Genomic DNA, 20,884 nt, shown 5'->3' on the forward strand with positions numbered 1-20,884 from the left:
AGAGGATCCGGCGATTCACCGGTACCCGCCGCTGATCGGGGGGAGAGTCAGTCCTCCGGCCACCGCGGCGTCGAGTTTTGTTCGGTCCAACTGCCAAACGACCGTGTCCCCGGACGTCGGGCCGGTAAATGTGAAAACGGGCCGTGCGTTGTTTTTGAGCCAGTCCAGAAGCTCAGGTGCCGCAAAGCCGTAGCCCTCACCCAGCTGCCGTCCTTGGGTCAGAACGTACTGGGCGCCTCCATCCCTGAGGGACTGCAGGGATGGCAGGACTTCCCAACCTTCATGCGGCAGCAACGCGAACTCGCCTGTCACGGACGTCAGGCCCACCTTCGAGGACACGGGCAGTTCGGTGTTCATCCAATCCCGTGCACTGACAAGACCGTCGTCCACGACTGACCTGGCCTGTATCCCCAGCGCGAGACTGAGCACGACCATCAATGCGGAGGCCGTGACGGCGGTCCAGCGAAGCCGGGGGAGCCAGTCGACCACCATCATGACCGCCACGGGCGTTGAAACCAGTGCCGCCAGCACCACGCAGTAGCCGAATTGTTCCTCTGCCGCTCCAAAAAAGACCGAGTAGATACCAACCAAGCCTGTCAGCAGAGAGAACAAACCGATCACGCGACGGTCCGCCAAAGGGGAAAAAGCGGCGATTGCACCGGCAACGATGGAAAGCCCCAACAGTACATAGCTGGTTCCGAACCGACCGACCATATCCATGAGCCGGTCCGTCAAACTAACGCCCGCCACTGAATTGAAGCCGGTCATCTGGACAGCGCCGGCCATCCTCAGGACACCCACCGACTTCTGGTCCACGAACTGGGGCAGCAGCCCGTTGGCGGTAATCCAACCAAGATAAATTGCGTAAGGGACCATGGCCGCGGCGATGACTCTCATGGCGGTCAGCGGGGGAACGGTGTTGCGCCAGAACACGCCGAGCAGCAGCGGGACCACAGTGAAGACTACGGTCATATCTTTCGTGACGATGGCGAGCCCGAAGACCAGTCCGGCGCAGATCTCAAGCCACAGGCGTGCGGCCCGCCACTTGCGGTTAAGCAACAGCAACACCAGGAGCCACCCTGAAAGAACTGCCAGGCCAGCGGGTGGCTCCATCATGAGCCGCCCGTCCATGCGCAGCACAAAGGGGTCACTGGCCAGGACGATGCCGGCCAGCGCAGCGGGCCCCGTCCCAACCAGACGGCGGACCACAAGAAAACAGACAACCACTGTCACTGTTCCGAGGACAGTGTTGACCCAGCGTAATTGCAAGGCCAGATCCAAGGGGTGTCCTTCAAGGCCGCATAGGCGCATGACCAAAGCGTTGAGAGCGTAGGAGCCTGGGGGATGAAGGAAAAAGGGTTTGCCCAGAATGGATGGCGTGTGGCCACCTGCTATCTGCCCAGCCAAGTCTGCGTAGGTCACTTCGTCGATAAACACATCGTTTGCGCGCTGAACGCCGGATGCCCGAAACTCCAAGGCAAGGAGTGCCAACAACACTGCCACCCACATGGGTTGCCGAATTACCCTTTGGATCAGGTTGGCGGGCTGCGGCTTGCTCGTTTCCGACGCCGGTACACGTGGCTTTAGCGAGTTGATGATGCCCTCCAAAATGGTGTTCGCATTGGGCGGGTGCTGTACCCACATCCTGCGAAGTGCAAAGATCGGGCTTCGCAGCTCGGCTGGAAGCCCCTCACTTATGTGCAAGTGCGGACATCCGGGGTTCCGTGACGCGGGAATTGCCATCGATTGCGTCGTCACGGATAAGCGCGGAAGGTGCCCTGGGCGGCAACGGGAGGGATGCGGTCGTGGCCGCCGTGGTCAGAAAACGCGTCATGTCTTTCGCCGCATTGTGGACAACTGCAACATCTGGCTCGGTTGCTTCCGGGCTGTTGGTATTGTCATGTTCGATGCTTTGGCGCTGGTGTTTCTGCGGAAACACACATGGCTTGAAGCGCCTGCCGGTTTTCTCTTGGGGCCGGTGAGCTATGGAGGCATGTTGGCAGCAACGACTGAGAGTTGGATAAGTGCCCGAATTCGATCTTCCGCCTGTCCATGAGGTCGACCCTGAGTATCCTCTCCGGGAAGACGGCAAGCTGCCCAAACAGTTTGAAGCTGAGCTGGAATTGGTCAGCACCCTGCGCTTGAACGGAGTACTTAACTTCGCGGCCCCTATCCTGGGCGCGGTGGATCCGGAAGGCTGCAAGGTCATTGCCAACGCGATCACCAAGCACGCCGACGAAGTGAAATAGCCCAACGGCACCGGCCATATGGACGAGCAGCAGATACAGCAGATAGTCGACCGGGTCGTCGCGGCGATTGAAGGCTTGAAGCCGGGTCCGGCACAGGACTGGCAGGTTTGGGGCGCCTTTGGTTCCTATGCGACTCTCTTGGCGGCCGTCGTGGCGTTCCTGATCGGTTGGTGGAGCATCAGGCAGAAACGCGAGGCCGATGCCCGGTCGGAGTGGTGGCGCAGGACCCAATGGGCGCTGGAGGCATCCGCGTCAGATAACGATGAGATGTATTCCTACGGGACCGGGATGCTGGATCTTCTTGCCCGAAGCGAGTTGGCTACCCCGAAAGACAAAGAACTCCTGGATGCCGTGTGGGAAGTCACCGACACTGAGATGCAGGACGATAGCATTGAGCAACTCATCAACGAGGCTTCCAAGCTCAACGGCCTTAATGAGGAAGAGAAGGCTATTGTTCGGAGTTTCTATAACGTAGACGACCCTCCTGTTACGGGAGAGAATGAGGACAAGAACCACTCCAGGAACCAGCGGGAGGAGGCAGATGGCTCCGCAGACAGATAAAGACAGAGCTCGCAAAGAACAGGTGTTCAAGAAATTGCGCCGTGAGATTCTGGCAGCCCGGCTGAAGGTTACCCTGGACGAGCAGTTGAACCGGAAGACTTCACCCGCCCAGAAGCGGCTGTCTGAAATGAAGTTGCCACCGATCACCAGGTCTACCGTCACTCCGATCAAGCGGACACCTAACTACGCAGTCAAGTCACAGAATCAGACCGGCCGGCGAGTAGCCAGCTAAGCCCGAATTCTTCAGTCCATCGGCGGCGGGCCCAGTAATTCATGCTCGCGCCGACGCATGAGCTCGTTAGGCATTCCTCCGAGAACCCGCGTAGACCAGCATCGCGCCAAGGAGCTGTGCCCGCCTGACTGATTCGAGCAAAGCAAAAGGCCCCGGTTCCCATCAAACAATGGGAACCGGGGCCTCGCTATATGGCGGTGACGGTGGGATTTGAACCCACGTTGGCTGTTACACCAAACAACATTTCGAGTGTTGCACCTTCGGCCGCTCGGACACGTCACCAACTGAAATAGGGTACCGGAGTTGGGCCCCGTTCCCCAAAACGGCCGTCGCCGTTGGGACGGATCAAGGGTCAACTTCCGTCCCGCGCACAGCAACGATAGATTCATAAGCATCATGACGATCTCTCAGGACCAAGGCGAACACCGCCCGGACACAGCGCAGGCCTACTGGGTTACGGAATCGGGCCACGGGGAACTCCGTAGGGAAGCCATCGAAGCCCCGCAGGACGGCGAAGCGCTGGTCCGAACGCTGTACTCGGGCGTCAGCCGGGGGACGGAGCGCGTGGTGCACGAGGGTCGCGTTCCGGAGCGGGTTGCGGACCTGATGCACGCGCCCCACCAAGAAGGCGACTTCCCGGGCCCCGTGAAATACGGCTACTTGAACGTTGGCGTCGTGGAGCAAGGCCCGGAGGAATGGCTGGGCAAGACTGTCTTTGCACTCCACCCGCATCAGGATTACTTTGTCCTTCCCGCCAGCCAGCTCACTGCCATCCCGGAGGATGTCCCGGCACGGCGTGCTGTACTGACCGGCATTGTGGAAGTCGCCATCAACGCTATTTGGGAAGCCGGCCCGCGGCTTGGTGATCGTGTTGCCGTCATCGGCGGCGGTTTGGTGGGTGGGGTCCTGGCGACGCTCCTGCGCAAGTATCCGCTGGACCGGTTGGAACTCGTGGACGCCGATCCCGGCAAGGAAGAACTAGCCCGGAAGCTCGGCATCCGGTTCGCAGCCCCAACTGAAGCCATGGACGACTGCGACATCGTCTTCCACTGTTCCGCCTCCAACGAGGGCCTCAAGCTCAGCCTCCAACTGGCCGGTGACGACTCGGACGTGATCGAACTTTCGTGGTTCGCCGACAAGGAAGTCACCCTGCCCCTCGGCGAGGACTTCCATGCCCGTCGGCTCAACATCCGCTCCAGCCAGGTGGGCGCCGTAGCCCTCCCAAGGAGGCACCGGAGGACCAACGGCCAACGCCTGCACGAAGCAGCGAACCAGCTGAGGGACCCGCTCTTCGACACGTTCATCACCAGTGAGTGCACGTTCCAGAACCTGCCCAGCACGCTTGTTAAGTTGTTCGAACGGCCCGGTGGTTTCTGCCACGTGGTCGCCTACCCACAGCCGGAGGAATAAGACATGTTCAGCCTGACCGTCCGACGCCATTTCATGGTCGCCCACAGCCTTCCCAGGGAGGCATTCGGCCCGGCCCAGGGCCTGCACGGTGCCACCTTCGTCGCCGAGGTGACGTTCCGCCGTCGTGAACTTAATGACGATGCGATCGTGCTGGACATCGGCGCCGCCGGCGGCATCCTCGAGGAAATCCTCGCCGACCTGAACTACAAGAACCTGGACGAACACCCGGCGTTCAAGGGCAAGCTCTCCACCACCGAAGCGCTCGCCAAGCACATCGCCGACGTTATGGCAGCCCGCATTAAGGACACCGACGACGGTCCCGCGCTGTCCGGCATCGACGTCGTCCTGCGCGAAAACCCCGACGCCTGGGCGGGCTACTCGCTGGAGCTTCCGGGCAACTAGGCCAGGCACGTGGACATCCGCTTCGTCGTCCCGGGCAACGTCCGGCACGGGTCCGGCGGCAACAAGTACAACGCCGCGCTCGCACAGCACCTGACCGCTCTCGGCGCCCAGGTTGAGACAGTAACCGTCGACGGCGACTGGCCGGTGGGCAGCGAAGCGGACCGGAAACGTTTCGCGCAAGCGCTCGACGGCGGCACAACAGTGATTGCCGACGGATTGGTTGCAAGCGGGGCGCCTGATGAAGTGGCCGCCGCCGTCCTTTCGGGAACCAACACCTGGATCCTGTCGCACATGGCATTGGCGGATCACCCGCAACTTGAGGGAAAGGCGCTTGCTGCGGCCAGCGGCGTGATCTGCCCCAGCGAGCATGCGGCCAGCGAACTGCTTACCAGACACGGGGAACTGGAGATCGTCGTTGCAAGGCCCGGAGTTGAGCCGGGGATCATCGCGGCCGGCTCGGATCCGCTGCGTATCGTGGCTGTGTCAGCGTTGCTGCCCAACAAGCAACAGACAATGCTCGTCGAAGCGCTCAGCCAATTGACGGACCTGCCATGGAACGCGGTGCTGGTTGGTTCGCCGGATGCGGACCCGGCCTACGCAGCAAACGTCCGGGCCGCCGTCGAACATCACGGACTGGAAAACCGGGTGACCTTCACCGGTGAGCTGGGCGGGGAAGCCCTCGAAGACCAGTGGCACATGGCTGACCTCAGTGTGCTGATCTCCACATCCGAGGCGTTCGGCATGGTGGTTGTCGAGTCACTGGCGCATGGAGTTCCGGTGTTGGTAAGGCAGGGGACCGGTGCTGTGGAAGCGTTGGGTGGGAGCGGTGCAGGCGCTGCCTTGGATCTCGACGCCCCCGGGGTCCTGGCCGAAACGCTCAGGACGTGGCTCACTGACGCGGAGGTACGCCGGACGTGGCGGGAAGCGGCCTTGGCAGCCCGTGGGCGGCTTCAGAGCTGGGAGACTACCGCCCGGACCGTTTATAAGGCCATCGAGATGACAGTTAATGCCAATCCCGAGGCCTCCGATTGGCATTAAGTGCCATCTCGCGGGCGAACCGGGCTCAGGGCACCCGGTGAGCGGCAAAAAAATCCCTCAGCAAGGCTGAGCATTCTTCCTCGCGCACACCCGCGTAGACCTCCACCCAGTGGTTCAGGCGGCGTTCACGGAGAATGTCGAACACCGATCCGACGGCCCCGGCCTTCTCATCCCACGCGCCGAATACGACCCGCGGAATCCGGGCCAGGACAATTGCACCGGCGCACATTGCACACGGTTCCAAAGTGACCACGAGCGTGCAATCCTCAAGCCGCCATCCGTCGCCGTCAGCTCCGGATTCAGCAGCCCGCCGGCGCAGTGCGGCGGCCGCCTGCCGGATAGCCACAACCTCCGCGTGCGCGGTCGGGTCCCCGTGCGCCTCCCGTTCGTTTCGCCCGGAACCCAGCACGCCGCCGTCGGGCCCCAGGATGACAGCTCCGATCGGAACATCGTCGGTTTCCAAGGCAAGGCGTGCTTCGTCCAGGGCAAGGCCCATCCATGCCAAGTGATCTGCGTGATACGGCTCGGTAGGGCTCATGCCTCAATGATAGTTTTGGGGGATGCGCACACTCGTCGTGGACCACCCGCTGGTCGCTCACAAGCTCACCGTACTGCGGGACAAGAACACCCCCTCACCGGTCTTCCGGCAGCTCACCGAAGAACTCGTGACCCTCCTGGCCTACGAGGCCACCCGCGAGGTCAAGACCCAACCGGTGGAGATTGAAACCCCGGTCACCAAGACCATCGGCACCGCTTTCACCAAGCCCACGCCACTGGTTGTCCCCATCCTCCGCGCCGGACTGGGCATGCTCGAAGGCATGACCAAGCTGGTCCCGACGGCGGAGGTCGGGTTCCTGGGCATGGCCCGCGACGAGGAAACCCTTGACATCATCACCTACGCGGAGCGCCTCCCCGAGGACCTGACGGGGCGCCAGGTGTTCGTCCTGGATCCCATGCTCGCAACCGGCGGCACCCTGCGCGAGGCCATCAAGTTCCTGTTCAAGCGTGGAGCCTCGGACGTCACGTGCATCTGCCTGCTGGCCGCTCCGGAGGGCCTGGCCAAGCTGGAAGAGGAACTCGCCGACGCCAACGTCAACATTGTTCTGGCTTCGATTGACGAGAAACTCAACGAGAAGTCGTACATCGTTCCTGGTCTCGGCGACGCGGGCGACCGCTTGTACGGGATCGCCGGCTAGGCATAGACCCCTATTACTTTCCGTCGTGCCCCGCTAGCCTGTGGCGCATGGACTGGAAACTTGAACTGGTGTTTGTCCCCGTGTCCGACGTCGATCGCGCGAAGGATTTCTACGTCAACAAGGTCGGTTTCAACGCCGATTACGACGAACGACCTTCCGACGGCGTCCGCTTCGTCCAGCTCACTCCTCCGGGTTCGGCGTGCTCCATCGCCATCGGAGAAGGGTTGTCGGACGCACCCCCAGGCACCGCTCCGAGCCTTCAGATGGTGGTGGCGGACATCAACAAGGCCCATGAACAGCTCAAAGCCAACGGGGTGGACGTCAGCGATGTCGACGTCCAGGACTGGGGCCACTTTGTGTACTTCGCCGACCCCGACGGCAATAAGTGGGCGGTGCAGTACCTCCCTCAGCGGCCCAACGGGTAACCAACGCAGGCTCACTGTGCGGCAGGATGGAACCATGATCCTTCCTGCCGCACAGCCCGGTCCGGGACATTCCCGGCAAACCCTCACCGTTCGCGCCGTCCTCTTCGACATGGACGGAACGCTGGTGGATTCGACGGCCGTAGTAGAGCAGGTCTGGCTGGAGTTCGCAGAACGCTACGGGCTTGACTACACCGAGATCCTGCGGACCTCCCACGGCGTCCAGGCCGGCGACACGGTGCGCCGATACGCCCCGGCGGATGCCGACGTCGTTGCCCTCACCGCCGAACTGGGCGAGATGGAACGCAACCGCACTGACGGCATCATTGCCTTGCCGGGAGCTGAGGCCCTGCTCGAAGCTCTTCCGGACGAGGCCATCGCATTGGTCACTTCGGCCGACCGCATCCTCGCCGATATCCGCATGCAGGCCGCCGGTCTCGCCATGCCTTCGACGGCGGTTACCGCCGAAGCCGTTACGCGCGGCAAGCCGCATCCGCAGGGATACCTCAAAGCCGCGGCCTTGCTCGGTGCCGAACCGGCCGACGTCGTGGTTTTCGAGGACGCACCCGCAGGCATTGCCGCAGCAAGGGCCGCCGGGATGCGGACAGTGGTTGTGGGCCAGGCCGCCCCGCACCAAGCGGATCTGGAACCCGGCATGTGGCGGATTCCCGACTACTCGGCGGTGACCGTGGAGACCGTGAGGCACGACGACGGCGGCCACGTCATCACGCTGACGTTCTAGCCCTGTTCCACCCGGCCGGGCGGGAGTAGGCTGTGCGCATGTCTGCGTTGCCGGAGGCATACGGTGCTGCATTGGAGCGTGCCATGGTGCACGCCACCAATTGGCTCGCGTCGGTGCCCACCCGTTCAGTCCGCCCACAGTCCGACGCCGACCAGGTCGCCGCAAGCATCCTGCCGCGGCTCCCCGACGAACCTGCTGATGCCGCCGCCGTCGTTGATGAGCTGGCTGCACTGGCCGAACCGGGACTGATGGCCATCCAGTCCGGACGTTTCTACGGCTGGGTCATGGGCGGCACCTTGCCGGCTGCCATGGCGGCGGATTGGCTTGTCTCCGCGTGGGACCAAAACGCGGGCCTGCGCTTTGCCACCCCGGCGGCGGCAGCGATCGAGGAGTCTGCGGCCGATTGGTTGCTTGACCTTCTGCACTTGCCCGCCACCTCCGACGTCGGCTTCACCACGGGGGCCACTACCGCCAACTTCGTCGGGCTTGCCGCGGGAAGGCAGCACCTGATGGACGAGGCCGGCTGGGACCTGGAAGGCCTCGGCCTGTCCGGGGCGCCGAGGATCACGGTGTTCGCGGGGCGGGAGCGGCACGCTGCGGTGGACCTCGCTTTGAGGTATCTGGGCCTGGGGACATGTGTTCCCGTGGACGCAGACAGGGAAGGCCGGATCCTGCCCGACGCGCTCGATGACGCCATGGGAGAGCAACCCGGCCCGGCGATCGTATGCCTCCAGGCCGGCAACCTGCACTCGGGCGCCTTCGATCCCATGGCTGACTCCATCGGAGTGGCCCGCGACCGTGGTGCGTGGGTCCACGTGGACGGCGCCTTTGGTTTATGGGCGGCTGCGAGCCCGAAACTGCGGGAACGCCTGGCAGGTGTGGAGCTCGCCGATTCCTGGGCCACCGATGCCCATAAGACACTCAACGTTCCCTACGATTGCGGCCTGGCAATCGTGGCCCGCCCCGAAGCCATGAGGCGTGCCTTCAGCGTTCATACGAGTTACCTGATAGCGACGGATGCCGGGCCGGGGGACCCTTTCGAGAAAGTTCCGGAGATGTCCCGCCGCGCCCGCGGTATTCCGGTGTGGGCTGCCCTGCGCCAATTGGGCCGGAACGGTGTCATCGACATGGTGGAGCGGTTGGCCGAGAACGCGCGGGCGCTCGCTGACGGCCTATCCTCGATCCCCGGGGTGGAAGTGCTCAATGACGTGGTGTTCACGCAGGTATCGGTGAGTTTCGGGAGCGACGAACGGACGCGCAGGATCACCCAGCGGCTCATGGCAGAAGGCGCCGTGTGGATGTCAGGGTCTTCCTGGCAGGGCCGGAACATCCTGCGGATCTCCGTCAGCAACTGGTCCACGGACGACGCCGATGTGGCGGCGTCGGTGGAAGCAGTCCGGCGTGCGGTGGAGCAGGAACCCGAAGCCTAGTTAAACGCCAACGCCGCCCCCGGTTCCGCCATCCGCTCCTGTAGGTACTGGTGCGTGTGGCGGCAACGGGAGCGGCTTCTCAGGCAACGTCCGGGTTTAGTACCAGTTGTTGGCCAAGTGGAATGCCAAGGCTGCGGACGGCGAACCGTAGCGTTCCTTGATGTAGTTCAGGCCCCACTTGATCTGGGTCTGGTAGTTGGTCTGCCAGTCAGCACCGGCGGAAGCCATCTTGCCGGCCGGCAGCGACTGGACAATGCCGTAAGCACCGCTGGAAGCGTTGGTGGCAGTGGTGCGCCAGTTCGATTCCTTTTCCCAGAGCGTGTTCAGGGCGGTCATTTCACCCGGACCCCAGCCGTAGTTGGCCAGGATGCTGGCAGCGTAGGCCTTTGCGGCGGCAGGATCATCAATGGCCTTGGGGGCTGCAGCGGCGGCAGCAGCTTCTGCGGCAGCCTTGTCCGCAGCGGCCTTGGCGGCGGCGTCGGCTGCAGCCTTCTCTGCTGCTGCCTGGGCAGCAGCAGCCTGCTCGGCGGCGGCCTTGTCAGCTGCGGCCTTTTCTGCGGCAGCCTTCTCCGCAGCAGCCTTTTCGGCGGCGGCCTTGGCAGCTGCGGCCTTTTCAGCAGCGGCGCGCTTTGCGGCCTCAGCCTGGGCGGCGGCTTCAGCGGCAGCGTTCTCGCGGGTCTGCGGGTCCACCTGGACCGAAGCCTGGGTCTGTGCTGCCTGGCTCATCTCCGGAAGGTTGAACGTGGCGTTTGCGGCCTGCCCGAGCGATGCAACGCCCAGCGCGGCTGCGACGACGCCGGCTGCTACCGACATGCGGTGGCCGGTCCTACCCTGGCGGGCAGCGTTCTTCAGGACATTCTGCGACTTGGTCAGGGGAGCGTTGTTTTCGTCACGGTGACGCGCCTCATGGCGCGACTGATCCTTGAATTCAGACATGTGTGATTACCTCTCAGCGCCTGCGGAGTTAGCTGTCGGGTTCGGATGAGGTCATCCGGCCGCGCGTGTAGCTGCGGCTTCACCCCAAGGGCCGGCGCAATGCCTGGCCCGGAGACTCTGGGTCCCCCGTCTCTGCCTCGAAATCAGAACGGAACTCCGGGAAGTGGCAGAGCTCGGCGCATCCCGGGTGTGGGCCAAGGTTGGGGCGACCCACTCGTTCGACGGTACAGGAGGTTCAAGCGAAAGTCACATTTAGGTAACAGAGATCACGACGCCGGTGCGTCGCCTTGCCGGATTCGCCGCGGTGGGGATGTGCCCCAAGGAAGGGCGGGGCAGGATGCGCCACGGCGCCGCGACAATCGGGGGCACTGAGGCTGCGCGGGGGTTCGCAGGTGGCGTTCGGAGCTTTTAGCAGATTGGGAGCCTGAATATCGAGCCTGGCGTCCACTTCGATTGGACAGCATCCGTTTCAGATCGTGAGATTCCGCTGGTCGGGCGCTCGCGGGAATCCAGAGGGGCATCATGCCCCTTTGATCGAAGAAAGTTCAGTCAGAACGCAATATTTCTGTCCTTAACCGAACAAAACCGCATTCATTTTTGCGATCCGCTGAATTGTGATTTGCGGCACAATACTCGCGCTTATCTCAGAATGTGGACGTTTCCGCCCTTTGTTACTTGCGTGTTGTCATTGTTACGTTGCACACTTCCAATGTGAACAAGAACTCAACAGCACCTGCAGCCGCAGCAATCTTCTCCAGCACACCCGCTGGCGACGAGTCCCGCTGTTGTCGAATGCAAGCCTAACTTCCCACCCCAGAAAAGTTTCAGGCATTCGCCCCCTAGCCCACCGTTGGGCGCCCCTCCCCAAATTCATTGCGGGGACACCAGCATTCGAAGCCGCGATGACGGCTATTCACTTTTGAGGTAAGCACTCCATGTCAGTTGCATCCGGATACGTCCACATCTCCGTCCGTAACGCCAACAAGGCCGCTTCCAACGCCGGCCTCCGCCCCGGTTTCGGTAACCGCCCCGGTTACGCACCCGGTACCCAGGCTGCTGCCCAGCAGGCTCCGGGCTACGTTCCCCAGGGCTACAACCCGAACTCCTACGGACAGTTGCGCGCCGTGCCTGCCGCTACCGAGCCCGCCGCCATGACGGCACCCACTCCGGTGGTGGCCCAGTCCGAGCGTCTCCGGCCCGTGGCCAATGACAACGTAGCCCGCGGATTCGTGCTCTACATGGGCATTGACGAAGAGACCGCAGCTGCTGCCGGGACCTCCATTGCCAAGCTGGCCCAGGAAATCCGTGCTTACGCCCAGTCGCTCGTGACCGGCGCGGAAAGCTATGCCGCCGTCGCCGTTGCTCCCGCCAGCGCACCCGGGTCCGCACTCGACGTCGTACGTTCCACATTCGGTGACCCCACCGTGGCCGCACGCCAGCGCACCGAAGCCGCACGTCCTGCGCCCCAGCAGGAAGCGCGCCCGTCCGGCGTGCTCATCGACCTCGCCCGCCGCGAAGTCCACCTCGACGGCGAATCGCTGAACCTGACGTTCAAGGAATTCGAACTCCTCAACTACCTCGTGGAGAACGGCACCCGCACGGTGGGCCGTGACGAGCTCCTCGAAGGCCTGTGGCGGAACGCCGAGGAAGTCCCCAACGAGCGCACCATCGACGTCCACATCCGTCGTCTCCGCTCCAAGCTGGGCCGCCTCGCCAACACCGTCCGCACGGTCCGCGGCCAGGGCTACCGTTTCTACGAGCACCCCGAGGTCATTGTCTGGGCCGCTCCGGAATACTCGATCTGATCCTGTGACTGCCGAAAGGCGGCACATCCCTCTGCGCCTGCGCTCACTCGAGCAACCACTGCGCTGACGGAATGTGCCGCCTTTCGTTTTGTCTGGTCAGTGAGTATCTGCCTGGCGCGGCTATAAGGTATTTGGATGAGCGACCACCACCTGAGACGGCTTGTGATCATGCGCCACGCCAAGGCGGACTGGCCCGTGGGTGTGCCCGACCATGAACGCCCCCTCGAGGAACGCGGGCACCGCGAAGCCCCGTTGGCCGGAAAATGGTTGTTGAAGCACAAGGTGGTCCCTGACTTCATCCTGTGTTCCTCGGCCCTCCGGACGCGCCAGACGTGCACATGGATCTGCGATGAACTGGGCGAAAAAGCTCCTACGCCCAAGCTCGAGAACGGGCTGTACGCAGCCTCGGCCACAGAGATGCTCGCGGTCATCAACCACGTACCGGACACAGTTACTACGTTGATGGTGATCTCCCACATGCCGGGCGTGCAGGACCTTGCCATGCGGCTGGCTTCCCGGGACTCGGACCACGACGCCTACATGGATGCCGCCACCCGCTACCCGACCAGCGCCTTGACCGTGCTGGAGACGGAGAAGCCTTGGGCTGAGCTCGACGGGCAAGACGCGCGTTTGATCCACTTCAAGGTGCCGCGCCACTAACCCCCCGCCTCTTACCTCAACTGGCTGGCATTAGGGGTTGTTCCCAGCGCTTTTGGCAACCACTAATGCGAGTCAGTCGGGACCGCGGGGAGTTCTTCAGCGGCGGCCACCTCCCGGAGAAGGCGAACCGTGTGGCGGATGTTGGGACTCGCTGCCATGGTCTTGCGGTACACGATCCCTACGGCGCGCTGCTGCACGGGATTCACTACCGGGACGGCAACAACCCCTGCCGGAAGCGGCGGCCTGCCCAGCCGGGGGACCAGCGCCACGGCCACCGACTGTTCCACCATGGCGATGTGCGTCGAAAAGTCGGGATCGTAGACGCGAATATCCGGCACGCGGCCCAATCCAGCGAAGATCTGCAGCAAGGCCTCGTTACAGATGGCTCCCGCCGGCGTGCTCACCCACGTTTCGTCCAACAGGTCAAGGCGTTCGACGGCGGTCCTCGCCGCCAGCGGATGGCTGACGTTGAGCAGGACGTCGGCCTGGTCGAGGCACAGGTCTTCGTGGGCCATGTTCTCCGGGATCACGAGTGGCACTGAGTTCCAGTTGTGGACTACCGCGAGCTCGGCTTCGCCGGTTGCAACGCGTTGGATGGCCTCGCGCGGGTCCTCGGCGAGCACGCTGACCTCCAGCTCGGAATCGGTAGTCGCGATCCGTCCCAGCATGGGCCCCACCAGGCCGCGGCAGGCTGTGGAGAAGGCCACCAGCCGGAGTGTGCCCGACGGCTTCTCCGGATCTGCCAGCAGGGTTGCCTGCAATTCCTCGAGCTCGCCCAGAATGCGCCGACCGTATCCGGCCAGGGCAACACCACGTTCGGTGAGGAGTACCCCGCGCCCGTTGCGCTCGAGCACGGCGACTCCGGCCTGCTTCTCAAGTTTCTTGATCTGCTGCGAAACGGCGGACGGGCTGTAACCCATCGCCTCTGATGCGGCCACCACGGACCCGTGCTGATCGACCGCAACCAAGGCCCGGAGCGTGGAGATATCGATCATGAAGCAAATCTACATTGTCGCGTACCGAATTCAACGCTGGTGCTTCATTGAAATGAACGTAAGAGTGGACTTGTGAACCTTCGTCATTCCGTGCTCGCAGTGCTCGTTGCCGTGCTGTGGGGCATCAACTTCGTTGCCATTGACCTCGGCCTGCACCCCGACGGCCGGGACGTTCCCCCGTTGTTGTTCGTGGCCTTTCGTTTCCTGTTGGTGGTGTTTCCCTGCATCTTCTTCATCCGCAAACCTGATGTGGGCTGGAAGGCCATTCTCGGCGTCGGGCTCTTTATGAGCGCAGGGCAGTTCGGGCTGCTGTACCTGGGCATGGCGCTGGGCATGCCGGCGGGGCTGGCTTCGCTTGTCCTTCAGGCGCAGGTGCTTTTCACTATCCTGCTTGCCGGACGGTTCCTGGGTGAGCGGCCGACGCGGAGGCAGATGGTGGGCGTGGTCCTGGGCATTGCCGGCTTGGGCGTAGTGGCTTTGGGTCGGAGTGCCGTGGCCCCGGTGCTGCCGCTCATGATCGTGCTGGCCGCCGCCTTGTCCTGGGCAGTTGGAAACGTGGTGGCCCGGCACTCAAAAGCCACATCCGGCCTGGGCTTGGTGGTATGGTCCGGAGCCGTGGTTCCCCTGCCGATGGTGGTTTTGTCCCTTGCGGTGGACGGTCCGGAGGCGGTGCTGGAAACCATTGTTGACCTGCAACCGGCAACCATCCTGAGCGCGGTGTATACGGCCGCCTTCGCATCCCTAATTGGTTACGGGATCTGGAACCGGCTGCTGACGCTCTACCCAAGTTCCGACGTCGTGCCGTTCACGCTGCTGGTTCCGGTGGTGGGGATGACCGCCGCGTGGCTGGTGCTGAGCGAGGTCCCGACCGCCGCCGAGATCCTGGGCGGCCTGGTCCTGCTCCTCGGCGTGGCGACGGCAGTGCTGAGTGTGCCCCGCAAACGATCCGTTGTCAGGTCCGGTGAACGCCTCAAGATTCCGCGGTAGGGCGCAGGGCGGGCCTTGCAGCTAGCGCTTGGTGGCAGGCTTGCGCTGGGTGGAAGCGTTCGACGCCGGCGGCTTGGCAGGCGTCGTTGGCTTGCGGGGAGCGGGGCGCTTGACTTGGGTGGCCGGGCGCGGGGTGGGATTTCGCTGGGCCGGTGGCGGGCTTGGTTTCCGCCGGGCCGGTGTCCGCTTGGTAACAGGGGCCGGCCGCTTGGCAGGAGCAGGAGCAGCCGTTCGCGAGCCAAATGACGGCATCACGGCGCCGAGGAACAGGACCGCCACGGTTCCCACGCCTGCAACGGCAGCGAGGTAGAAGTAAATGTCCGGGTCCTGGCTGCTGACGGCACTGCCCATGGCGTTGGAATCCTGGTTGAATGCCAGCCCCCACATCCGGAGGAAGGCTATGCCGAATCCGACGAACAACGTGGTGCCCACCGCGGCCAGAAGGACAACCAGGTAGCGGCGTCGGTTGAAGACCTGGACCAGTGAGGCCAGATAACAAGTGAGGACGGCGCCAAGGAAGAGGTAAAGAACCACTTCTTCAAGGACCACTGCGGCCAACACCAAGAGCCCCAAGGAGACGAAAGCAGCTACGATCGCGAGCTTTCCACTGTTCCCCATGTGACGCATGGGGTTAATCATCGCCGACCAAGCCGCCACGCCACGCCGTCGTAGATTGCAGTTCTGTACCGTTCAGCGGAACCGGGGTGTCTGCGGGCTAAACGGCAGGGCTACTTGATCACGTACCCGTGCATGATGGTCATCACGGCGGCCACGCTTTGCCCGCGGGTGCGTTCCGGGTTGTAGGTTTGCCGGTCGAGTCCCACCACAAAGATGGCACCGAGGATGGCCGCTTCCAGGCTTCCCCGGGCAATGCTCTGGTCAACGGGATAGTCGCCCGCCACGTGGTCTACGGCCGACCCGATCACGGCCAGCAACTCACCCCGGAGTTCGGCAAACACCGCGCTCCACTCACCGGGAGCGCGCCAGTTCTCGCTGACCCACAGCCGTGCGAAGGAAGGATAGTCGTCCATGAACTCCATGGCCTGCTCCACCATGTTCGTCATGGCGTCCAAGGGGTCCGCGACCTGCCCTTCGATGGCCTGGAGGCGTCCGAGCATGATGTCCACGCCGTGGCGCAGGAGCTGGGCGATCAAGTCCGACTTGCTGCCGAAGTTGTAATAGACCGTTCCCTTGGAGACTCCGGCTGCGGCCGCAATCTCGTCGACGGTCACGCCGGCTGCTCCGCGCTCGCCGATGAGTTCCATCGAGGCCTCGAACAGGCGCTGCTTGGTGGCGTTGGTGCGCTCGGGACGCAGCTTCTTTCCGGTGGCACCCGTGACGCCGGCAGCCCGGACGCCGGCAGCCCGGACGCCGGCAGCCCGGACGCCGGCAGCCCGGACGCCGGCAGCCCGGACGTCGGCAGCCTCAGCGGTGGCAGCACGGGCCCGTGCGGCCTCTGGGGTGCTCATACGGCGATCTCCGGCTTCAACGTCTTGAGGGTCCACGTCTTATGTTTGCGGACTGCAAGGGTGGACAGTACTGCTCCCAGCACAGTGTAGCCAAGCAGGCCCAGTACCGTTGGCCAGATCATGGTCAGTTCGCCACCGTAGATCAGGTGCCGCATACCGGTGACCACGTAACCCATCGGCAGGACTTCATGGACTACGTGCAGCGGCATTGGCGTGGTTTGCCAAGGGAACGTGCCGCCCGAGGAAACCAACTGGAGGACCAGCAGGATCAGCACCACGAACTTGCCCGGCGTACCCAGGAAGGCCACGATTCCTTGGATGATCGCGCTGAATGCCATCGCCGCGGCCAGCATGAACAGCCACGTGCCCACGGGGTGTGCCGGGTTCAGCCCCAGGCCCAGGTCCACAACGAGCGTCAGGACGGTGGCCTGCAGGACGGAGACGGCGAAGAACGGCAGCCAGCCGCCGACGGCGATTTTCCATGAGCGTGCATTGGATGCCAGTGCCCGTTGGGTGATGGGCCGCATGGCCTGAACAAGCATGAACACGCCGATCCACAGGGCCAGGGTGAGGAAGAACGGTGCCAGGCCCGCGCCATAGGAGCTCGCCTTGGCCTGGGAGATGTTGTCCACCGCCACGGGGTCGGCGATCACCTTGGAAACGTTGCTCTTCTGTTCGTCATTGGGGTTCGGAATGTCGCCCGCGCCCTTGGACAGTTCAGAGGCCAGGGTGCCGGCGCCATCGGATGCCGTCACTGCTCCGGTGGCGAGTTGTCCGGCGCCGTCGTCCAGCCGGTGTGCGCCGCCGTCGAGCTTGGTGGCTCCCTCCAACGCGGCCTGTTGGCCGCTTGCCAAGGTGGATGCACCGCTGCTGAGCTGGTCCGCGCCGGCGGAGGCCTTGCCGATGGCGTCCGTCAGCGCAGGCGTTGCTGCGGCGAGTTTCGCGGCCCCGGCACTCACTGCGGCTGAGCCGTCGGAGAGCTGCTGGATCTTGGCCGCGTCATCGGCGATCTTCGTCCTGGCGTCCGACACCGGGCCGGAAGCCGCTGCCGCGTCGAACTCCGCCAGGACCTTGGCTGCCTGTTCCGGCGTCAGAACACCTGCCGCGACCAGCTTGGAGTTGGCCTCCACGACGCGGTTTCGCATGCCCTTGTCCGCTGCGTCCAACTGCCCGACGACGTCCTGCACCTTCGCGTTCAGCTGCGCATTTCCGGCGGCTACTTGGGCGGCCCCGTCGGCAAGTTTGCGCGAATCGGCCGGCAGCGTGGCGGTCTTGTCCTGCAATTCGTTGAGCCCGGAACTGAGCTGGCCGGCTCCGGTGTTGAGCTGATTGGCGCCGTCACGGAGTTTCGTCTGGCCGCCAACCAGCTGGTCGGCGCCGGTAACCAACTCCGTGGTGCCGGCGTGAAGGGTTGCAGCGCCATCACGGAGTTTGCCGACGCCGACAGCGAGCTCCCCGGCGCCGTCGGCGGCTTTGACGATGGAGGCGTGGATGGTGCCGAAGCCCGTGAGGAGTTGGTTGGCTGTTTCCTCGCCTACTTCCTTGGCCACGGTGGAGTGCACCGCGGTGGTGAGTTTGTCCACGATGGTGCTGAGGAGGTAGTTGTTCGCGTCATTGGTGGTGACGTGGAGCATTGCCTGATCGGCGGCGTCGAAGCTGCCCGGAGAGGCGAGGTTCGCGGAGAAGTCCTCGGGGATCCGCAACGCGAAGGCGTATTTGCCGGTCTTGACCCCGGCGTCCGCCTCCTCGGCGTTGGCGACTTGTTTCCAGTTGAAGACGTGCCCGTCCACCAGGTTGTCTGCCACTTTCTTGCCGGCCTGCAGTTCCGCGCCGTCCTGTGATGTGGCGCCCTTGTCTTCCACCACCAAGGCAGCGTCGATCCGGTCCAGGTTTCCGTACGGATCCCAGTTCGCGTAGAGGTACACGGCTCCGTACAGCAGGGGAACCATGGTGAGGGCGAGGATGGTCAGCTTGGGCAGGAGCCCGCCGGTCATGCGCTTGAGTTCGGAGCGGGCGAGCCGCAGAACAGTCACGGTGCAGTCCTTTGGAGGTGGTGGGTTGGAACAGGTTCGGTGCTTTCGGGTGTCGGCTCTGCCTCCGGTTCGGCCGGGCGCCGGACCGAGTTGCCGATCACCGCTGCGGGGCCTGTCCAGTTGTCCGGAAGGGCTGAAACGATCCCGACGACGGCGAGCGGCCGCCCGGCGTCGGAGGCCAACGCCTGAAGTCGAGGCAACCACGCGGCGGGGTCGGCACTATGGCGGTCTGGTGAGTCGACCACCAGGAGGTCCACGGCGGGATCAGCCAGTGCGAGGGCGGTCAGTAGTTCCAAGCGGCGGCCGGGCGGCAGCTGTTCAATCCAGAGTCCGGCAATGTCCTCGAACCGGTTGACCTTCAGCCATGGCTTGCTGAGCAATGCGCCGCGGTAACGGCGCGGGATGAGCGCCAGGTCCTCGGTGACCAGGTCACGGACGCTGAGGTGCTGTTCCGGTTCGTTGACGCCGAGGGAGTCCACCAAGGCGCTGGCGGCCCGGATCTTCCTGGTCTTTGGCTGGTTGTCCCAGCTCAGCGTCCCGCTGCCCGGCTTCATCCGGCCGCTGAGGGCCAGCGCCAGGGCGGTCCGTTGTTCCTGTCCTTGGCCGGAAACCAAGAGGAGTTCGCCGCGCTTGGCTTCGAGGGATGTTGGCGGGAGGAGATCGGTTCGCCGGCCGTTGATGTGAAGTTGCTGTGCAGACAGCACGGGCAGGGCCTTTCGGAGTAACGATGTCTGAGTCAAGTCTAACTAAACTGACCGGTCAGTTCAAATAGCAAGCTCTCACAACCGGACGGCTCCCGGCGTAGGCTTCTCCCATGACTGCCGAAAATTCCCGCGAATTCGACGTAATCGTGATCGGCGCGGGCGCCGTCGGAGAGAACGTCGCGGACCGTGTGGTGCAAGGCGGTTTGTCTGCCGTGGTGATCGAAGCCGAGCTCGTGGGCGGTGAGTGTTCGTACTGGGCCTGCGTCCCTTCCAAAGCCCTCCTCCGTCCCGGCAGCGCCTTGCACGCAGCCCAGCTGATCCCCGGCGCAACCGAGGCCATTACGGGAGTCCTGGATGCTGAAGCAGCCCTCAAACACCGGGACTGGTTCACCAACAACTGGCAGGACGGCAGCCAGGTGGAATGGCTTGAGAGCACGGGCATTGAGCTCATCCGGGGACGGGGACGAATTACCGGGCCCCGCGAAGTCCAAGTCGATGGCCTGGACGGTAACAGCTACGCGCTCAAGGCCCACCACGCCGTGGTCATCGCTACGGGTTCCAGCCCCACGGTCCCCGACGTGGAAGGATTGTCCGACGTTCCGTTCTGGACCACCCGGGGAGCCACCGCAGCCAAGAAGATACCCAGGCGGCTCGCCGTCCTCGGCGGGGGAGTGGCCGGAGTCGAGCTGGCCCAGGCCTTTGCCCGGCTGGGCTCCATGGTCACGCTCATCGCCCGGAGCCGCTTGCTCGGCAGCTACCCGGAGGAAGCCGCCGCACTGGTCCTCGCCGGGCTCAGGGCGGACGGCGTGGCAGTGCACCTGCACACCGACGTCGACAAGGTGGAAGAGGACGACGACGGGTCACTGACCATCACGTTCGACGGAAGTACCGTGAGCGCAGACGAACTCCTGGTTGCTTCCGGGAGGCACCCCGCATTGGCAAACCTCGGCCTGGAAAATGTGGGCCTCGCCGCCGACGGCGGGAAGCTCACACTGACCACGGACGTCAGCGGGCTGGTGGACGGCCCGGCAAGCGACGGCACCAGCGGCTACTGGCTCTACGCTGTGGGCGACGCTGCCGGGAAGGCCTTGCTGACTCATCAGGGAAAGTACGCGGCCCGCGCCACCGGAGACGCAATCGTCGCACGGGCCAAGGGCAAGCTGCATGGCACGCCCAAGCCTTGGAGCCCTTGGGCCCAAACCGCCAACCACCACGCTGTACCGAGCGTCGTGTTCACGGACCCCGAAGTTGCCTCCGTAGGCCCGAGCCTTGAGCAGGCTCTTCTGGACGGAAAGAACGTCACGGGTGTCGAATTACCCATCAACGTCTCCGGATCGCAGCTCTACTCGCCCGACTACAAAGGCTGGGCGCAGATCGTCGTCGATGAGGACCGCCGGGTCATTCTGGGCGCAACCTTCGCGGGTCCCGGGGTAGCTGAACTCCTCCACGCCGCGACCATCGCGATTGTGGGCGAGGTACCCCTTGACCGCCTCTGGCACGCCGTCCCGGCCTTCCCCACCCTGAGCGAAGTGTGGCTTCGCTTGCTGGAGAAGTACGGGCTCTAAGCTGCGACCGCAAAAATTTGCTGCATCATTCCCGTCTGAACCCTCGTA

22 protein-coding genes, 1 tRNA gene and 1 riboswitch are annotated in these 20,884 nt (G+C 63.9%); of the genes, 14 read left to right on the top strand and 9 right to left on the bottom strand.

Features of this window, described 5'->3' with window-relative positions:
- Nucleotides 1–15: 15 nt before the first annotated feature.
- Nucleotides 16–1,509, bottom strand: a complete 1,494-nt coding sequence (locus tag QN084_RS15100; protein WP_069694668.1) for an ArnT family glycosyltransferase — start codon at nucleotides 1,507–1,509, stop codon at nucleotides 16–18.
- Between the two features lie 515 nt (nucleotides 1,510–2,024).
- On the opposite strand from QN084_RS15100, the gene QN084_RS15105 reads away from it, so the two are divergent.
- The 3 genes from QN084_RS15105 to QN084_RS15115 are packed head-to-tail and all read left to right on the top strand — an operon-like array spanning nucleotide 2,025 to nucleotide 3,042.
- Entirely contained in the window at nucleotides 2,025–2,249 is a 225-nt protein-coding gene (locus tag QN084_RS15105) for a hypothetical protein (protein ID WP_062095206.1), read from the top strand.
- Between the two features lie 18 nt (nucleotides 2,250–2,267).
- Nucleotides 2,268–2,810, top strand: coding sequence for a hypothetical protein (locus tag QN084_RS15110; RefSeq protein WP_069694669.1), 543 nt, complete (start codon nucleotides 2,268–2,270; stop codon nucleotides 2,808–2,810).
- On the top strand, nucleotides 2,791–3,042 hold the full coding sequence (locus QN084_RS15115) for a hypothetical protein (protein ID WP_128397191.1): 252 nt from the start codon (nucleotides 2,791–2,793) through the stop codon (nucleotides 3,040–3,042). Before QN084_RS15110 ends, QN084_RS15115 begins: the two co-directional genes overlap by 20 nt.
- 192 nt (nucleotides 3,043–3,234) lie before the next feature.
- Here QN084_RS15115 and QN084_RS15120 read toward each other — a convergent pair.
- Nucleotides 3,235–3,324 (bottom strand) — tRNA-Ser (locus QN084_RS15120).
- A 114-nt stretch (nucleotides 3,325–3,438) separates the two neighbouring features.
- On the opposite strand from QN084_RS15120, the gene QN084_RS15125 reads away from it, so the two are divergent.
- From QN084_RS15125 to QN084_RS15135, 3 genes are read left to right on the top strand one after another with little or no spacing between them, the layout of a single operon-like run.
- Nucleotides 3,439–4,452, top strand: a complete 1,014-nt coding sequence (locus QN084_RS15125; RefSeq protein WP_062095212.1) for a zinc-dependent alcohol dehydrogenase — start codon at nucleotides 3,439–3,441, stop codon at nucleotides 4,450–4,452.
- Between the two features lie 3 nt (nucleotides 4,453–4,455).
- Nucleotides 4,456–4,854 (top strand): 6-pyruvoyl trahydropterin synthase family protein, encoded by a 399-nt coding sequence (locus QN084_RS15130; protein ID WP_069694670.1) that lies wholly within the window; start codon nucleotides 4,456–4,458, stop codon nucleotides 4,852–4,854.
- A gap of 9 nt (nucleotides 4,855–4,863) precedes the next feature.
- Nucleotides 4,864–5,892, top strand: coding sequence for a glycosyltransferase family 4 protein (locus tag QN084_RS15135; RefSeq protein ID WP_083261933.1), 1,029 nt, complete (start codon nucleotides 4,864–4,866; stop codon nucleotides 5,890–5,892).
- Between the two features lie 25 nt (nucleotides 5,893–5,917).
- On the opposite strand, the gene QN084_RS15140 is transcribed toward QN084_RS15135, so the two are convergent.
- Nucleotides 5,918–6,430: a nucleoside deaminase gene (locus QN084_RS15140; protein ID WP_062095215.1), complete on the bottom strand. Its 513-nt coding sequence runs from the start codon at nucleotides 6,428–6,430 to the stop codon at nucleotides 5,918–5,920.
- A 22-nt stretch (nucleotides 6,431–6,452) separates the two neighbouring features.
- Here QN084_RS15140 and upp point away from each other — a divergent pair, with 22 nt between their 5' ends.
- The 4 genes from upp to QN084_RS15160 are packed head-to-tail and all read left to right on the top strand — an operon-like array spanning nucleotide 6,453 to nucleotide 9,682.
- The gene (gene upp / locus QN084_RS15145; protein ID WP_021474806.1) at nucleotides 6,453–7,088 is read left to right on the top strand and encodes a uracil phosphoribosyltransferase; all 636 of its coding nucleotides are present in this window, start codon (nucleotides 6,453–6,455) and stop codon (nucleotides 7,086–7,088) included.
- A gap of 47 nt (nucleotides 7,089–7,135) precedes the next feature.
- Nucleotides 7,136–7,513 carry a VOC family protein gene (locus tag QN084_RS15150; RefSeq protein WP_021474805.1) on the top strand — a complete coding sequence of 126 codons (378 nt, stop codon included), beginning with the start codon at nucleotides 7,136–7,138 and terminating at the stop codon, nucleotides 7,511–7,513.
- Nucleotides 7,514–7,547: 34 nt separating this feature from the next.
- Entirely contained in the window at nucleotides 7,548–8,252 is a 705-nt protein-coding gene (locus QN084_RS15155; protein WP_069694671.1) for an HAD-IA family hydrolase, read from the top strand.
- Nucleotides 8,253–8,290: 38 nt separating this feature from the next.
- Entirely contained in the window at nucleotides 8,291–9,682 is a 1,392-nt protein-coding gene (locus QN084_RS15160; RefSeq protein ID WP_069694672.1) for a pyridoxal phosphate-dependent decarboxylase family protein, read from the top strand.
- Nucleotides 9,683–9,778: 96 nt separating this feature from the next.
- On the opposite strand, the gene QN084_RS15165 is transcribed toward QN084_RS15160, so the two are convergent.
- Nucleotides 9,779–10,618 (bottom strand): aggregation-promoting factor C-terminal-like domain-containing protein, encoded by an 840-nt coding sequence (locus QN084_RS15165; RefSeq protein ID WP_062095222.1) that lies wholly within the window; start codon nucleotides 10,616–10,618, stop codon nucleotides 9,779–9,781.
- Between the two features lie 5 nt (nucleotides 10,619–10,623).
- Nucleotides 10,624–10,777, bottom strand: a riboswitch (cyclic di-AMP (ydaO/yuaA leader).
- Between the two features lie 776 nt (nucleotides 10,778–11,553).
- On the opposite strand from QN084_RS15165, the gene QN084_RS15170 reads away from it, so the two are divergent.
- Together QN084_RS15170 and QN084_RS15175 are read left to right on the top strand one after the other, a co-directional pair.
- Nucleotides 11,554–12,423, top strand: coding sequence for a winged helix-turn-helix domain-containing protein (locus tag QN084_RS15170; RefSeq protein WP_021474557.1), 870 nt, complete (start codon nucleotides 11,554–11,556; stop codon nucleotides 12,421–12,423).
- A 135-nt stretch (nucleotides 12,424–12,558) separates the two neighbouring features.
- Nucleotides 12,559–13,083, top strand: coding sequence for a SixA phosphatase family protein (locus QN084_RS15175; RefSeq protein ID WP_062095224.1), 525 nt, complete (start codon nucleotides 12,559–12,561; stop codon nucleotides 13,081–13,083).
- A 62-nt stretch (nucleotides 13,084–13,145) separates the two neighbouring features.
- On the opposite strand, the gene QN084_RS15180 is transcribed toward QN084_RS15175, so the two are convergent.
- The gene (locus tag QN084_RS15180; protein WP_062095226.1) at nucleotides 13,146–14,078 is read right to left on the bottom strand and encodes a LysR family transcriptional regulator; all 933 of its coding nucleotides are present in this window, start codon (nucleotides 14,076–14,078) and stop codon (nucleotides 13,146–13,148) included.
- Nucleotides 14,079–14,150: 72 nt separating this feature from the next.
- Here QN084_RS15180 and QN084_RS15185 point away from each other — a divergent pair, with 72 nt between their 5' ends.
- The gene (locus QN084_RS15185; protein WP_069694673.1) at nucleotides 14,151–15,065 is read left to right on the top strand and encodes an EamA family transporter; all 915 of its coding nucleotides are present in this window, start codon (nucleotides 14,151–14,153) and stop codon (nucleotides 15,063–15,065) included.
- Nucleotides 15,066–15,086: 21 nt separating this feature from the next.
- Here QN084_RS15185 and QN084_RS15190 read toward each other — a convergent pair whose 3' ends face one another.
- From QN084_RS15190 to QN084_RS15205, 4 genes are all read right to left on the bottom strand, one after another.
- Nucleotides 15,087–15,683, bottom strand: coding sequence for a hypothetical protein (locus QN084_RS15190; RefSeq protein WP_264450046.1), 597 nt, complete (start codon nucleotides 15,681–15,683; stop codon nucleotides 15,087–15,089).
- A 110-nt stretch (nucleotides 15,684–15,793) separates the two neighbouring features.
- A complete protein-coding gene (locus tag QN084_RS15195; protein WP_083261932.1) occupies nucleotides 15,794–16,534 on the bottom strand; it encodes a TetR/AcrR family transcriptional regulator in 741 nt (246 codons plus the stop codon).
- The gene (locus QN084_RS15200) at nucleotides 16,531–18,567 is read right to left on the bottom strand and encodes a YhgE/Pip domain-containing protein (protein WP_069694675.1); all 2,037 of its coding nucleotides are present in this window, start codon (nucleotides 18,565–18,567) and stop codon (nucleotides 16,531–16,533) included. The genes QN084_RS15195 and QN084_RS15200 overlap by 4 nt, the downstream gene beginning before the upstream one ends.
- On the bottom strand, nucleotides 18,564–19,271 hold the full coding sequence (locus QN084_RS15205) for a sugar ABC transporter ATP-binding protein (protein ID WP_069694676.1): 708 nt from the start codon (nucleotides 19,269–19,271) through the stop codon (nucleotides 18,564–18,566). The genes QN084_RS15200 and QN084_RS15205 overlap by 4 nt, the downstream gene beginning before the upstream one ends.
- A 110-nt stretch (nucleotides 19,272–19,381) precedes the next feature.
- Here QN084_RS15205 and QN084_RS15210 point away from each other — a divergent pair, with 110 nt between their 5' ends.
- On the top strand, nucleotides 19,382–20,836 hold the full coding sequence (locus QN084_RS15210; protein WP_062095236.1) for a dihydrolipoyl dehydrogenase family protein: 1,455 nt from the start codon (nucleotides 19,382–19,384) through the stop codon (nucleotides 20,834–20,836).
- The last annotated feature ends 48 nt before the right edge of the window (nucleotides 20,837–20,884 follow it).

This window comes from Paenarthrobacter sp. R1 (assembly GCF_030264015.1).
In the GTDB taxonomy this organism is placed as follows: Bacteria; Actinomycetota; Actinomycetes; order Actinomycetales; family Micrococcaceae; genus Arthrobacter; species Arthrobacter ureafaciens.